The organism is Paenibacillus sp. NPDC056579 (genome assembly GCF_042793215.1).
Classification (GTDB): Bacteria; Bacillota; Bacilli; order Paenibacillales; family NBRC-103111; genus Paenibacillus_S.
Window position 1 is genome coordinate 174,886 of record NZ_JBHTVD010000012.1, and the last position, 14,809, is coordinate 189,694.

The window sequence follows — 14,809 nt, forward strand, 5'->3', positions numbered from 1 at the left end:
TAATTTCTGAATGGCAGATCGTATGGCGTAATGCCTGCGAAAATCGGTCCTATCCCCGAGCCTGCCGGAAACGGAGCGTATGTCCTCCCTGCCGTCTGAGCTCTGTCGGAGCAAGGACAATCCGGTACAGCCGCTCGCCCCAGGCGTTGCGCAGCTTTTTGTCCTCCAGCGCAACCGTTTCGACAGCAACGGTGAATTGCGAGCCGTCGAATTCCATCTGCAGCGCTTCTTTCGCTTCCGCTGCCGCTCCTTGCCCCGTCCCGCGTACAAACGTCACAACGCCGTTCTCTTGCAGCTTAGGCTCGCAGCAGGTCATCAGGTTTAAGGTGAAGCGGCATTCGTCGGCTTTGGCGTTGAACGTATACTGCTCCTCCAGCTCCACAACAGCCTCTGCTCCGGTCCCGGAAGGATGAAGCAGCCTGCCGGTGCGAATCCATGAGGCTATCCCCGCCTCCGGCAAGTAAGCGGAAGCCAGGTCGAGCGTAAGCTGCGAGCATTCATCCGATGCCTCGTACTTGGCGTCCGTCGCGCGGTACTCGCTTCCGTCCTGCTGCATGAAGCCGTTGATGGTCGGAAGGCTGTGGTAGCCGGACTGCATCGTCCAAATTTCGTAGCGCTGGGCGCTGAACGTTTTGGCCGTATATTCCTCCACCCCGACATCGATCAGCACCGGCAGCCCGTCGGCATAGACGACGAAATGCCCTATGTCGTTATGGTTATGGCTCTCCAGATTGTGGCCGCCCTTCATGGCCACATATAGCCCGCGGTCGGATGCTTCGGTCTCGCGCGCCGCCATCACCTGAATCCCTTCCATCCACATGTCCTTACGGAAGGTGAGCGAGCGGGAATCGTCGTCGATATTCCGGTAGTTGAACAATGCAGGCAGGACGCGGAGGAACGATAAGAACTTCATGTTCTTCCATCCCCCGGTACCGAGCATTTGATGGAACGCCGTGCCGAGAGCCATCATATTCTCATTCCCGATCCTTTTGCCGTAGCGGTATACCAAATCCTCTTCTACCGTAATCCGGTGCGGACCGTCGGCAAAATTCAGGAAATACCGGTCATGGATATGTACCTTGTAAATGTACCTCGCGATGTTCTGAATAAGCGGCTCGTCGTAAACGTTGAACTTCCCTTCCGTAGCGGCGAACAGCAGCTCCAGGCAATCGAACAGCGAGCCGCCCGCTTTGTTCCAGTAGCCGGGGCCTTCGTCGCAGCCGCCGTCAGCCGGATGCATCGACAGGAACCGGTCGATGCTGCGCATCGCCTTCTGCACGGCCTGAAGCCGGCGGCCGGCATCCTCCTCCGCGAGGAGAAAGGCGCTTAGGCAGTTTGAGGTGCACCACGGCGTCCAGTTATTCAGACGCTTATCCCGTTCCTGCAAGCCCATCCACCAGCAATCGTCGCGCTGGAGGTAGGGGTCGAGAATGCGCCGGCGCAGCTCATCAAGGATCCGCCGGTCAATCAGCGGGTTGATTCTATCGAGCGCCGGACGGAGCAAGTAGTGCAGCCACGCAAACAGGTTGCCGGTTTCGGCGGCGAACAAGTCGATACCCGGCTGCTCCGCCACGTTCGGCAAATCCGCGTGCTCGCGCTGGAACATCCGGTTATGAGCGGAAATGACCCAGCCCGACTCCTCGCTGATAAGCCAAATGCCGTCGACGATATCCTTCAGAAATCGTCCCTTGTTCTCCACGCACTCGGCCAGGGCAAGGCTGGTAACCGCCCTTCTGCGCAGATGATACGGCCCGTCGTAGCGGGACCGGTTGCCGTTTTGCGCAAACTCTCCGTACATCGCTGCCGTAAGCATCGGCCACTGGTAATCCAAATACTTCTCGCCTTCGGCCACCACCGATTGCCGCAGCTCGGAGGGCAGCGCCTCCCATTCGTTCCTCTGCTCAATGATCGGAAACGGCTTGTAGTCTGCCTTCCCCAGCAGTCCGTCTGCAAGACCTTGAACGGAAAACCATTCGTATAAGCTCTTCATCGTTTATAATGACTCCTTCCGGTTCGCCTTGTCGGCAGGGGGGATCAGACGGATCGCTTCGCTTACTCCCGTCAAGTGAAGCACCCCTCCAGCCTCGGTTACCTCATGCCGCTCCGTAACGCCGCCCTGCTCGACGGTCCATATCCCTGCCGCCAGGTCGGCGATAACGATACTAATGCCGCCCGCTTCTGCGGCGCTGCCCTGTGCATCGACAGCGCCTTGCTCTTCGCTCAAACTGCTTAGACTACTACCGCCTAACACATCCGGATCGAGCGTCAGCTCCTCGCAAAGCCGATGTCCGCTTTTGCTGAACAGTACGAGCCAGTTATTGATTTTTGCTCCGGCCAGCGCCCCGGTGTCCACCTTCACGGACGGCAGCGCTGCCGGGCCGTCGATATCTTTTACCTGCATGACATGGAGGAAATAATCCTGCTCCGCCGGATTCATTGGACTCACCTCGATCCGCCAGGCTCCCTGCTCCTTAGTGCTCGGGAAGTCGTTGATGTAGTTGGCGCCAAACACCCAAAATTCCTTGCCCGCTCCGCCGACGGGGACGATCTGCTGATTATCGGGCTCCGGCAGCAGCGTATCGCAGATCAGCTGGCCGTTGTAGCCGTCCTCGGTGCGCGAGATGACCGTGCGGCTTCCCGAAATTTGCGGCTCCTCTACGCTGTGCAGCAGCCAATATTTCTTGAAATCGGCATTCGCCGACACGACCCGGTCGAATACAATCAATGCCGCCGGATGCTCCGAATCCTTGAAGTTCAGGAACAGGAACGAGCGCTGGAACTGCTTCATTTTGCTAGAATAAGCCTCCGTAATGTCCCCTTTAAGATAGGAGAAGTCAGGCTCCATCGGATCCGGTCCGAACGCATGCGCCAGCACCTCGCCCCGCTTGAAATCTTTGCCGAGCAAATCGTCCAGCGTCAGGGGCGGACGGCCTTCGTTCGGCCAGCGCTGCCCGCCGTCGTTCACGTTCGGCCAGACAAGACCGCCGTCTTTGACGTAAGGATACTGCTCCAGCTCGTTGGGGTCGTATACCAGCACCGAATTGTGCGCAATCGTCCTTTTGAAATAATATTTGTTATGCGGCGAGTGGTATTTGCCTGAAGACCCTTTGTATATACCGGAGTCAATCGCCAGGTAGCCTTTGTAATACAGCTGGAACGCGCCTGCATCGAGATGTTGATGATTGTTGTATTGATACTCGCCGATCCGCATTTCGGCAACGACGGTAGGGGAACCGCGGTCGATCCCTTCGTCCCAGCCGGTGCGGGCGATCATAATCCCTGTCGGCTTGCCGAAATAACGGGTCAGCGGCAGCTCCCGGATCGACTTGGGCTCTACGTCCGGGTTGTAGAACAAGTAGGCATGAAAGACGTACATGTCCGGTATCGTCTGAAATTCCCGGAACTGCTGATCCATGAAATACGGATTGCCGTAATAGCTGCCCGCCATCAAATAAACAAGCGGAAACAGCCGAATATACTGATGCTCCGCATATACCGGGTTGTCACTGTCTCCGTCGCGAAGCAGCTTTCCGTCCGGACGGCGGGTATAAATCCACTGGTAGCCGACCTCGCCTTGCGACGGGTCGTAAGGATTGCCCGCTCCCATCCGGTCCATGATCCAAGTCGCATACAGCTCGGCCTGGTACCGGTATGTGCCGTAATTATCGCCTTGATGATGCCAGCCGGACGGATAGAAAAAATTGCGCGCCGGCACCATTTCGGCATAAAATCTCCCTGCAGCCACATCATAGATCTCCGGGTCCTCGTCATAAATGGCGATACCGGTTCCGATCAAATCGCGCATGAGCATCCATTCGCTCGTATGGCCAACGATCGAGCCTTCCTTTTTCGGAGGAAAGCCGCACTCCAGCATATGGGCCAGCCGTTTGAAGTGGCCGATCATAAACTGCCGTTCCTCGTCGCTGATCAGCTCTCGGCACCAGTCGTAGGCGACGGAGGCCGACAGCATCAGCCTTCCTATAGCCCGGGAAATATCCTGGAAGTTAGGATTGAACGACTTCGTAATGCTGCTGAGCGCGAGCGCTTTGGCACGCAGCCCGGCTTCTCGGTCTCCGTCCAGCACGTACATGAGCGCATTGGCTTCGATAAGATACACATCATCCGGATTGTCGCAGGATAGAGCATCCTTGATATCCACTTGGCTGAAATAAACCAGCCGCTCCCATACCTGCTTCATCTCGGGTCTCGACCGTTTCTCCCGCAAGCCGGGCAAGTCCTTGCTTCTAAGCATTAATCGCGGATGCTCCTGCGGCGGAGTATACGGCGGTTGTGGGTACATTGTCGGCGCCTCCCTTAGCCATATTGGGGTCAACTTTCGTATCGTTTTGACCGGTAATTCGTTCGGTATTTCGCTCGCTATTTCACCTGCTATTTCGATCGCTTGATGTCCAGCATCGCTTTTTCCGCTTTATCCTGTATTTCCCGCAGCACGGTGTTGACGTCCTTATTGTTTTGCGCCATATCCTTGGCACCCTCACGGATCAGCTGCTTGAACGGCAGGTCGTAATCGGTAGGCTTCACAATTTCTGCCTGCTTGGATTTGAACACCGACTGTACGTTTTTGCCTTGGAAGCCTTTCAGCTCGGAAGCGTACGTTTTTTTGACCGCATCGTTGTTGAGCACCGTCATGCGCCCCGTTTTGTTCATCGTAATCTGCGCCTCTTCGGAAATAAGCGTAGACATGACTTGGAACGCCTCCTGCTGGTGCTTGCTTTTCGGGGAAAGCATCATCAAATGCAAATCGACGGGCTTGCCGATTCCCGGACGGTCTTCGAAGCTCGGATACGTCACCATATCCCAGTTGAGCGGCTTGCCCTCTTGAGCCATATCCTCGAACGTGCCTACGACCCCGTCGCCCCACACCGGATACATGGCCAAAATGCGGTCCTTGAAAAACCCGTTCGACGTATACATGAATTTGTTCTTCTCGCCGATAAAGCCGGGAATCTCGTACATCGCTTTCAGCTTGGAAAACGCGGTCTTGTACCCTTGCGTATTGATAAGCGGCTTTTCTTCCTTCTCGTCGACGTACGGCAAGGAATATTGCCTCGTCAAATTTTCGGGATAATCCGGATCGATACCGATGTATTGGATACCTTCCTCCTTGCGAGTCAGCTTCTTGGCCAGCTCGATCGTTTGATCCCATGTCATGCCGTCCGTCGGATACGGAACCCCGAATTTATCGAAAATGTCCTTGTTGTAAATCATCATGCCGTAGTTCATCGAGAACGGAAGGGCGTACACTTCGCCTTTATCCCCGAACTGCTTGATCGCGCCCATGCCTATCGGATCGAAGCGATTGAAATCGACGTTGTTTTTCTTCGCCAGCTCAGTCAGGTCCATGCCCAGTCCGAGCTTGTTGAACATGCCGATGTAGACATTGCTCGTCAAAATCAAATCGGGCAGGTTGCCGGAGGCGATAATCTGCTCAGGCGTATCCTTATCCCCGTTGCGGGAGATGAGCTGCATCGATATGTTCGGGTATTTCTTCTGCACCGGCTCGACAAAAAACTTCTGGAACTCCGAATCCTGAATGCCGGAGCTGTAGCTGTACACGACAAGCTTCACCGGCTCCTTGCTCTCCGCCGGCTTGGGCGGCGCTTCACTCGCCTTCTCTTGACTGCAGCCGGACAACGCCACGGCCAAACCAACCAAACATGGTACCATTGCACGTTTCTTCATCACGGAAAAGACCCCCTCAGTATGATTCCAAAGTGAGAAAAATGGCTATAAGCAATTCATATCGGTTCACGGTTTAGGACGTTGACGTCTAAGGCAGCTTCCATTCGGATAAAGGCACATATTCCTGCCCTGTCTTAGGGACGGCCTCGCCCTTGGCAAGCGGGATCAGCTCTACCGCCAGGCGCACGTCCTTCACGCCTTCGAGCCGGATCGCCAGCTTGCGGATGCCGTTATTGGCAATTTGTCCTTGCGGATTCGGAGACTCCGGCAGCGGCTTCGCCTCCATAACCTGGAAAACCGCCTGCGGTATCGGCGCATCCTTGGGATAGGACATCGTAACCCACAGCCGCTGTCCGTTCTGAGTCAGCAGCGCCGATTTGCCGTCCTCCGCTAGTTGCACGTCGGCTTTCGTATGCATAAACCACCAGAAAGCGGACGGAGCCTTCAGCTGCATTTCGTCTTCGACAATAAGACGCTTACGGTCGGCGAACAGAACGCCCCGCTTCGCCGACTCAGCCTGTCTGGCATAGGCAGGCTGCATATCGGCTATGGCATAAGCTCCCTGAGGCTTGGAGACGTATCCGGTGATGCGGCTCATCGAGGCCTGATCCTGCTGAAACTGCGGATCCGGATTGATCACCAGCGTATTGTGTCCTTCCGGCTTCAACCGATAATAGGTGTAACGTTCCTTGTCGTAATTGAAGTAGCCTTTCAAGTTGTAATCGTCCTTGCCGGGATCGATAGCCCACTGCTCGCCGTTGGCATGAAATACGAACTGGCCGATATCGGAATGCGAGTGGCTCGCTATCGCCGTTCCCGCCTTGAATCCGGCAAAAGCGGCTGCAGGGTCGTTCCATTTGCTGCGCATGGTCACGAGCTCCGCTTCGCGGTAGTACACGTCCGTTGGCAGCGTCATGTTCGCGTCGACAAGCTTCGGATCGTACCAGAGCAAATCATATACGCCGCCGTTTTGCTTCGCATCGTCCATCATCGCGATCCGCTGTCCTGCGAGCTTCGGATCGTTCGTCGCTTTGGCCAGCCAGAACAGCTCGGGAATTTTCATTTTGCCGCTGTCGCTGTCGGCAAAGTTGAACGTCCCTTGCGGCCCCGTCGTATACACCGGGAAAAAGGCCGTTTTATGCAAGCCCGGCGCCTGCGCATGCCCGTACGTCGTCCCGAGCGAGGTTTGCATCGCCGCCATGTAGCTGACCGCGTACTCCATCATGTAGCGCCAGTAGCCGGGGCCTTCGCTCCAGCCCCCGTCCGGCTCCCAGTGGCTGACAATGATGCTGCGAGCCGATTGCAGCGACCTCGCGATGATGTCTCCGGCAATCGCCTTGACCGGCTCCTCGTCGCCGATAGCGAGCGCCCCGACAATGATGCCGCCGTTACAGACGGCGCTCCAATTGTTGACCGGATCGGTCCGGACGGTCCACCACGCTTTGTTGTTGTGGGCGTCGACCGCCTTTTGCAGCCCTTTCTCCACCATCGCCTTGCGTACGGCCTCGCGATGCTCCGGAGTCAAATAGTCATACAGCCAGTCGTAGCCGATGCCCATTCCCGCCGTAATTTCGGCGGTGTTGAGAAACTCCTTCTTGTCGTTCCAGTCGGGAAAAGCGGTGAGCGCCGTCATTTCCTGCACGGCCCGCTTCGCGTACTTCTCTTCCCCGCTCAGCCGGTACATCATTGCGTTCTGCTCGATGACCGGCCTTGCATCCCGCGCCGACAGCATTCTTCGGCCGTCGGGCGTGGCGTATTCGCCGACCGGCTTCGTCAGCGTCTTGTCGGCCGCTTTGCGCAGATCGGCGTACCATTTGCGCAGCCGGGGCTCGCTCTTGACCTCCTCCTTGAGCCTCGCAAACGTATCGGCCGTCGCAAACAACCGCGGATGCTGCTGCTTCGGGTTGTTTCGCTGCAAATCGCCGATGATTTGCTCCGCATTCGGAGGCGCGCCCGTGTACGGCGCAAACGCCTGCGACGGTGGCGGCTCGACGGCGGCCGGCTTCGGAGCCGCTTCCGCCGGATCCGCCGTTTGGCCTGCTGTGCCGGTGCAGGCGGTCAGCATGGCGAAGCTCAGCAGAAGCGGCAGCGCGAGCCTTGTTTTCCATGGGTTGAATCGGTTCAGCACCTGCATGTTCCATCTCTCCCAGCTTGACGCTACTTGGTTACCACATAGGAAAGTTTAAGTTCGGTAAAGCGATAGAGCGTACCGAAGAGCTTTTCTATTGGCGATAAAACCTACCATTGAACGCGGTCGCTCATCTTTGAAAGGCCTCGGGTAGAGGTTTTCTCACCAGAACAGCTCCGTCTGTCCGCGCAGCTTCGCCAGCGCTTCGACGAAATAATAGTCGCCGTAGATCAAGCCGACATCAATGTTTTTGTTGGCTGGCCAGTGGCCCGTGCCGTGAGGCAGTATCGCTTCGTCGCTCGCGTCCCAGATCGCGTATTGCTCCGCCATCGATCGCAAGATGCGTCTCGCCGACGTTCCGTACAATCGGCCTTCCTCTGCAGGCAGAAGCTCTTCCAGCAGCAGCAGGCCGCTCGCCGCAATCGCCGCAGCCGAAGAGTCTCTAGGCGCTCCCTCCTGCGTCGTCAGGCGGAAGTCCCAGTAAGGCACCAGGTCTTCCGGCAAATTAGCCAGGAAGAAGTGCGCCACCTTCTTGCTGCCCTGCAAGTACTTGTCGTCCTGTGTATACTTGTAGCACAGCGCCAAGCCGTACAGCGCCCATGCTGCACCTCTCGCCCACGCCGATTCCGGCGCGAAGCCTTGGCCGCCCAATGCGCCGACGCGCTCCCCGGTCTCGGGGTCGAATTGGACGATGTGATAGACGGAGCCGTCTTCACGGACAAACTCCCGCAGTACGGTGTTCGCATGCTCCATCGCAATATGCTTGAACCGCGGGTCCCTTATTTCCTCGGAAGCCCAGAACAGCAGGCTCAGATTCATCATGCAGTCGATAATGGCCCAGCCGGCATTGCCGTTCTCGCTCTTCCAGTTGCTGTCGTTCCAAGCACGGATGTAATTGCCCCGGATATTGAACCGGCTTGCAAGCCACGCCGCCACCTTCAAGGCGCGCAGCTTCGACTCGTCACTTCCCGTCAGCTTGTAGTTGGCTACCGACGTCAGACTCCACATGAAGCCGACATCGTGATGCAGCTTCGTATATTCGTCGATGCACACGTCCATCTTGCTCTCGCATTCTTCGGCTAACCGCTTCAGCTCTTCATTGTTCGTATCGCGGTATACGAGCCACAAGAGCCCCGGCCAGAAGCCGGATGTCCACCCGTTCGGCTCCGTGCAATCATATTTGCCTTCCTTGGACACGTGCGGAAATCCCGCTCCGATCGTCCGGCTCGTTTGATCGATTTTGGCAATTACTTTGCCCCATGCTTCCTCAACCCATCGTTCGTTCGGTTGTACGCTCATTCCCATGTTCTCTCCTTAAGATCGGTATAAGTCCGTTTAATCGTCGATTCGTGCCGCTTAAGCTGCAGTCCGGCGAACGAATCTGCAGCTTAGGCGATCGCCCATACAGCGGTAGGTGTCATGCTATGCTGTAATTGCTTGATCCTTATGCTTTAAATGCCTCGTAATCGGCCAAAAATTGCTCGTATAACCCGTCAGGCAATTCCAACAAATCGTTCGTATCGCACATGTACTGCCTTAAGGCTTCCAGCATGCTTTCGATGCGGCGGCCATGCTCCTCCGACCGAAATGCCAAATTGGTCATTTCCTGCGGATCGTTCGTCACATCGTACAGCTCGATAAACATTTCATCCTTAAAAATGTCAACGATCAGCTTGTAGTCTCCCTCGATCACGCACCGCTGGAAGTTGCTCCGCGCCCCGTTTCCATCGAACTGGATGAAGATCCGTTCGCGCTCGAGCGTCGCCCGCTCTCCGCGTAGAAGCGGCATCAAGGATCGGCCCGATACCCCCTCCGGCGTCTCGATGCCGAGATAATCGCAGAGCGTAGGAAGCACGTCGACGCTACTGACGGGCTCATCGGACCAGGTTATCGCCGGAGTAAACCCGGACGGAAACTTCATGTACAGCGGCGTCTTCACCGACTCCTCGTACATGCACATCTTTTGCCAAAGCCGGTGCGAGCCGAGCATTTCCCCGTGGTCGCTGGTGAACACAATCAGCGTGTTGTCGTACAAGCCCTCCTGCTTCAGCTCGGCAACGAGCTTCCCTACGCAGTGATCGAGCAGCGCGACAAGTCCGGTGTACACCTTCCATATGCGCTCCCATTCCTCGCGCGTGTAGGACGAGCCGAGCATTCCCGTCAGGTTATACAGCTGAAGCGGCGATTGATTGTCGGCCCATACGCCGACGTTATCCGGCAGCTTCACGTCCCGGATCATCGAATACCACGGCTCCGGAATGTCGAGCGGAGGATGCGGCGCGAGAAACATCGCGTTCAGCGCGAACGGCTTGCTGCGATCTCGGCTGCGTATCGCCTTGAGCGAATCGTTGAGGATGAAGCCGTCGTAGAAGTAGTCGAGCTCCTCCTCATACCGGCCTACGGTTGGGATCGAGTATTTGCGCTTTCGCGTAATTTTGCCGAAGGCGAGCTCGGGTACGAGCCCTTGAAAGGCAGGTCCACCCGGTTTCTTTTTGCCGTTCGCCTTCAAGAACGCTTCATACCGCTGCTCCAGCTGCAGCCAATGGGTTTTGCTGTCTGCGCTATGCTCCAGCTTCGGCTCGGTGAACAAATGCTGCTTGCCGGTATGCCAGCTGTCCCATTGCTCCTCCAGCAGTTCGTACCAGTGCTCATGCTCGGGACGAACCATGCCGTGCTGCTTCTCCTGCTCCGTCCACGGGTTGATCAGCGAGCCCGTTACATTCGGATATTTGCCGGTAAAAAAAGCTCCGCGAGCCGGGACGCATAACGGCGAGGCGCAGTAAGCCCGGTCGAAGACAACGCTCTCCGCCTTCAGCTGATTGATGTTCGGCGTATGCTCCCCGAACGCATCCCAGCGAAGCTGGTCGGCCATGATGATGACGACATTCGGCTTCTCGCTCATTGTGCTTTCCCTCCTTCGCCGAACCGGGCTTGATCAGCGTCTCCGCGTCCGCGGCAGCTCAGCCGGATTCGTCCGGCGGCCGCCGTCCACGTCCAGTGCAGCACGCCGCCCTCACCGGTCACCGTTTCCGTGGCCAGATGCCGCCGCTCCCATTCGGCTCCTTGCGAAGCCGGCGATTCCAGCTCCGCCGTCCATACTCCCGGCGCCAGATCGGCGACCCAATAATGCCATTCGCGTCCCAATTCGTCCGCATTGCCGGACAGCTCCGGAAGCACGATGTCCTCCTGCAGCTTTTCTCCGCTTTTGCTGAACAAGACGACCCAATCGTTGATCTTCGCTCCGACCACCGACTCCGTCTCCACCTTAACCGTCGGCAGCGCCGCCGGTCCGTCGATATCCTTCACCTGCATGACGTTCAGGAACAAATCTTCGCTCGCCGGTTCGCGCGGACTAACCTCGATGCGCCACTCTCCCTGCTCCTTCGTGCCGGGGAAGTCGTTCACATAGTTGGTGCCGAACACCCAATACTCCTTGCCCGGGCCGCCGACCTTCTCAATCTGCTGGTTGCCTTGTGCGGGAAGCAGCGTATCGTTAACGAGTTGGCCGTTGTATCCGTCCTCGCTGCGGGAGACCGTCGTCCGGCTGCCTTCGATGTGCGGCTCCTCGATGCTGTGGAGCAGCCAATATTTCTTGAAATCGGCGCTCGCGGACACGACCCGATCAAACACGATAAGAGCCGCAGGATGGCTGTCGTCCTTGAAGTTCAGGAACAGGAACGAGCGCTGGAACTGCTTCATTTTGTTCGAGTAAGCTGCCGTAATATCGCCTTTGATGTACGAGAAATCCGGACGGATCGGGTCCGGTCCGATAGCATGAGCGAGCACGTCGGCGCGCTTGAAATCTTTATTCAACAAATCGTCCAGCGTCAAAGGCGGACGCCCCTCGTTCGGCCAGCGCTGGCCTCCGTCGTTCACGTTAGGCCACACCAGGCCCCCGTCCTTGACGTAAGGATATTGCTGAAGCTCGTCGGGATCGTAAACCAGCATCGTGTTGTGCGCGATCGTCCGCTTGAAATAGTACTTGTTGTGCGGGGAATGGTATTTTCCCGAAGAGCCTTTGTACGAGCCGGAATCGATGGCCAGGTTGCCTTTGTAATACAGCTGGAACGCGCCTGCATCCAAATGCTGGTGGTTGTTGTACTGGTACATGCCGACCTTCATTTCGGCCACGACCGTTTTGGAATCGATACCGTCCTCCCAGCCCGTACGCGCTACCATCACTCCGGTCGGAGCCCCGAAATACCGGGTCAGCGGCAGCTCCTCGAGCGGCTTCGCCTGAACGTCCGGGTCCGCAAACAGGAAGGCGAACAGCACGTCTTTATCCTGGAACCGCCCCTCGTCCTTTTGCGACTGGGTTATAAAATACGGATCCTTGTAGTACCCGCCGAGTATCGAATAAATGAAATGAAGCCGCGTATACTTCGTCTGCTTCAGCATGACCGGCGTCGTATCGCCGTCCCGCAGCAGCTTGCCGTCCGGCCTCCGGGTGTAGATCCACTGGTAGCCGACCTCGCTCTGCGCCGGATCGTATACGTTGCCGAAGCCCATCCGGTCGAAGATGAACGTCGGGTACAGCTCGCACTGAAACCGCACGCCGCCGTAACCGTCTCCCTGGTGATGCCAGCCGGAAGGATAAAAGAAATTGCGCGCCGGCACCATCTGGTGCAGCACTCTGCCTGCCGATACCTCATACATCTCCGGGTCCTCGTCGTAGATCGCAATGCCCGTGCCCAGCATGTCGCGCTGAACCATCCACTCGCAGCTATGCCCGACGAACGCGCCTTCCTTGACCGGCGGATATCCGCATTCGAGCAGCTCAGCCAGCCGCTTGAAATGGCGGACGAAGAACGCCCGCTCTTCCTCCGTCACCAGCTCGTAGCACCAGTCATATACAATTGCACCCGCCAGCATCAGACGGCCGATATCCCGCGAAATGTCCTGAAAGTTCGGGTTGAAATTTTTCGTAATGCTGGTCAGCGCCAATGTCTTGGCCTTCCATCCCGCTTCGCGGTCTTCCTTGAGCAAATACATCAGTGCATTCGCCTCAATGACGTACACATCTCCCGGACAGTGCTCGGAATGGGCTTCCTCCAAGCTGTATTCGCTGTACTTTACAAGCCGCTCCCATGCCTGCTTCAGCTCAGGCCGTTCCATGTATTCCCGCAGCTTCGGCAAATGCTGTTTACGCAAAAACAACCGTGGATGCTCCGGCGGCGGTGTCATTATCGGTTTAGGGTTCATCCGTATTTCCTCCTGTCAGGGGTATAAGATATTGAAGCTAATCATTAACTATTTGATCCTAGCTTAGGTTGAAATGCAGATGTTCCGTCTATTAAAACGTTTCAATTTCAATTGATGCCCATTCACAGCTTCGACGTCTACGAGCACGCGTTTCTGTAAACGCTGTCAACCTTCCTTGATAAAAACACATTTATCCGTGCTCGACTCTAAGTCTTCTGCGTTCATTCCAAAGCGGCTGCGATCGAACCGGCGGCTCTCCACCGCTGCCTATTCTTTCCTGCCATTCTCATCTTGATCATACGTCCGTCCGCCACTTATGTCAATAACTAAACTTATATCTAACAATAAAAGTTATTCTAATTTCATTTCCATCTATTTTTTTGATTTATTTTGTCAAATAGTTTACGTTAGTTCCGACTCCCCCATTGCTAACTTCCGGTAATTTTGGTATGGTAAATGCAAAACTATTTTGAGATCGAAATGAATGGCGAGGGAACCTTATGGAAAATATTCGTAAAGTTTGGGACCAAAAAGGCAGCAAAACCGCTATTCTCCAAATGCTGAGAGTACACGGCCCGATGTCCCGCATTGAGCTTACCCAATCGACCGATTTAAGCCGCGCTACGATTTCCGTCACGATTAATGAACTGATTGAGCTTGGGCTTGTCCATGAAACGGTGCTGCGGCAATCGACAGGTGGCCGCCCTGCCACGAATCTGGAGCTCGTGCCCTATTCCCATACGATTCTTGGCGCCGATCTGAATCATCAGACCTGGACATTAGGCGCATTCGACCTGCTGGGCCATACGATAGATAAAGTTCGCATTCCGTTCAGTCCTCTGACCCCGGAGGCCGCCATACAAGCGCTGGTCACGGAAATCCCCAACTTTATAAAGAAAATCAACAAAAGTCCCATCCCGATCCTGGGTATCGGCGTTCCGGGCTTGGTGGACACGCACAACGGGCTGCTGCGCAGCTCGGCTGTCATGGGCTGGCAGCAGGTCGAGCTCGGTTCCCTGCTGGAGCAAGCGCTCGGCTGGCCTACCGTCGTACTGAACCGGAGCCGTGCGCGCGGGCTGTCCGAATGCCGTTATGGCGCTGGCAAAGACTATCGCCATATGGTCTATATAGGCATCGATTCCGGGATCGGTGCCGGCATTTACGTGAATCGCGAGCTGATTCACGGCGCCTTGGGGGGCGCAGGCGAAATCGGCCATACGACGGTCGATGCCGAAGGCCCCCTCTGTCCGTGCGGCAACCACGGCTGCCTGCAAATGCTGTCCGCGGCGCCGGCGATGGAGCTGGAGGCGCGCAGGCTGCTGCGCATGGGAGCGCACTCGTCGCTCCATCTGCAGCCCGGCTTTGATCTGCAAATGCTCAAAGCCGAAGAAATATGCCAAGCCGCCGAGCAAGGAGACGAGCTGTCCAGCCAGGTGATCACCCGCGCGGCGACCTATCTCGGCATTACGATGGCTAACCTGGTGAACCTGCTCAACCCCGAAGCGATCATCTTGGGCGGGACGATTCCAAAGGAATGCCCTAGCTATGTGCAAACAGCCGTCAAAGTGATGCGCCAGCGCGCCATGAGCCAGCTGTCGACGGCTACTGTCGTCCATATCGGCGAATTCAAGGAAATCGGCGGCGCATTGGGCGCGGCCAATATGGCGCTCGACCGCCATATGTCGTTTTCTTTCTTCACCCAGCAGTCCAGCTTGGCCAAATAATGACAAAGGAGGCGCAACGGAAACGGAGGCGCACTCCTTTTTTTGTTGCCTC

General features: G+C 56.5%; 8 protein-coding genes. 1 reads left to right on the forward strand and 7 read right to left on the reverse strand.

The window, feature by feature from the left end:
• Nucleotides 1-49 precede the first annotated feature (49 nt).
• The 7 genes from ACFQ88_RS33050 to hepB (ACFQ88_RS33080) form a co-directional block, all read right to left on the reverse strand.
• Nucleotides 50-1,990, reverse strand: coding sequence for a heparinase II/III family protein (locus ACFQ88_RS33050; RefSeq protein WP_379461287.1), 1,941 nt, complete (start codon nucleotides 1,988-1,990; stop codon nucleotides 50-52).
• A 3-nt stretch (nucleotides 1,991-1,993) separates the two neighbouring features.
• Entirely contained in the window at nucleotides 1,994-4,300 is a 2,307-nt protein-coding gene (gene hepB, locus ACFQ88_RS33055) for a heparin/heparin-sulfate lyase HepB (RefSeq protein ID WP_379461289.1), read from the reverse strand.
• Nucleotides 4,301-4,389: 89 nt separating this feature from the next.
• Nucleotides 4,390-5,703, reverse strand: coding sequence for an ABC transporter substrate-binding protein (locus ACFQ88_RS33060; RefSeq protein ID WP_239629853.1), 1,314 nt, complete (start codon nucleotides 5,701-5,703; stop codon nucleotides 4,390-4,392).
• Nucleotides 5,704-5,791: 88 nt separating this feature from the next.
• Entirely contained in the window at nucleotides 5,792-7,837 is a 2,046-nt protein-coding gene (locus tag ACFQ88_RS33065) for a heparinase II/III domain-containing protein (RefSeq protein WP_379461291.1), read from the reverse strand.
• Between the two features lie 156 nt (nucleotides 7,838-7,993).
• Nucleotides 7,994-9,130 carry a glycoside hydrolase family 88 protein gene (locus tag ACFQ88_RS33070; RefSeq protein WP_379461293.1) on the reverse strand — a complete coding sequence of 379 codons (1,137 nt, stop codon included), beginning with the start codon at nucleotides 9,128-9,130 and terminating at the stop codon, nucleotides 7,994-7,996.
• A 145-nt stretch (nucleotides 9,131-9,275) separates the two neighbouring features.
• On the reverse strand, nucleotides 9,276-10,733 hold the full coding sequence (locus ACFQ88_RS33075; protein WP_379461295.1) for a sulfatase family protein: 1,458 nt from the start codon (nucleotides 10,731-10,733) through the stop codon (nucleotides 9,276-9,278).
• Complete coding sequence (gene hepB / locus ACFQ88_RS33080) at nucleotides 10,730-13,033, reverse strand: heparin/heparin-sulfate lyase HepB (protein ID WP_379461297.1); 2,304 nt, start codon at nucleotides 13,031-13,033, stop codon at nucleotides 10,730-10,732. Before hepB (ACFQ88_RS33080) ends, ACFQ88_RS33075 begins: the two co-directional genes overlap by 4 nt.
• Before the next feature lie 500 nt (nucleotides 13,034-13,533).
• Here hepB (ACFQ88_RS33080) and ACFQ88_RS33085 point away from each other — a divergent pair, with 500 nt between their 5' ends.
• Complete coding sequence (locus tag ACFQ88_RS33085; RefSeq protein ID WP_379461299.1) at nucleotides 13,534-14,757, forward strand: ROK family transcriptional regulator; 1,224 nt, start codon at nucleotides 13,534-13,536, stop codon at nucleotides 14,755-14,757.
• Nucleotides 14,758-14,809 lie beyond the last annotated feature (52 nt).